The 740-nt window shown below is 55.5% G+C and carries 1 protein-coding gene; it reads right to left on the bottom strand.

The window, feature by feature from the left end; genetic code table 11:
* Window positions 1-7 precede the first annotated feature (7 nt).
* On the bottom strand, window positions 8-740 hold a 733-nt coding region (locus AB1Z34_RS11145), incomplete at its 5' end, for an IS30 family transposase (RefSeq protein WP_367158346.1).

The raw sequence follows: 740 nt of genomic DNA, 5'->3' as shown, positions 1-740 counted from the left end.
GGTAGGGTCAGGCGGTCATTGCATCATGGATAACACCAGAGATTACCTCCCGGGGAGTTAACCCGTCGAGCACTACCCGTGGCCGGTTATTCAGCAATGCTTCCGCCTCGGCGACCTCTTGGTCGGTGACATCGGTAAAGTTGGTGCCTTTGGGGAAATAAAACCGGATATCCCGGTTCATCCGCTCATTGCTACCTCGCTGCCACGGCGAATGCGGATCGGCGAAAAACACCTGGATATTCTCCGCGACAGAAAACTCCGTGTGTTTGGCAAACTCCACTCCCTGATCCCAGGTCAACGTCGAAATCGTGGTGTCCATCGACTCTTTGAGCCGACGAATCATCCGTACCATCACCTCATTGACACTGGCGGCAGTATGGTCAGTGCCGAGTCTGCCGAGCAGCACAAACCTGCTGCGGCGTTCCACCAACGTCGCTAAAGCACTGGTGCCATCTGCGCCAATAATCAAATCGCCTTCCCAATGACCGGGTACCGCACGATCATTGGCTTCGGCTGGGCGAAGTGAAATATTGGCATCATGAGTCCAGCGTTTTCCACGTGGCTTGGGCACCCCTGCGAGAAGCGAGCGGGGTTTACGCCCTGGCCGGGTAGTCCGGCAGGACTTTTCAAACACAAGTTCTTTGCGCAAGCTGCCTGCCCCTTGTACGTAAAGGGCCTGGTAAATCGACTCGTGGCTAATAGTCATGGACGTATTATCACCCCACAGTGCAGCCAACCTG

The sequence above is a fragment of the Corynebacterium sp. 045007 genome, from assembly GCF_040743205.1.
Taxonomy (GTDB): Bacteria; Actinomycetota; Actinomycetes; order Mycobacteriales; family Mycobacteriaceae; genus Corynebacterium; species Corynebacterium jeikeium_D.
Note: the sequence above shows the minus strand (reverse complement) of the source record. Positions and strands in the feature narration are given on the sequence as shown.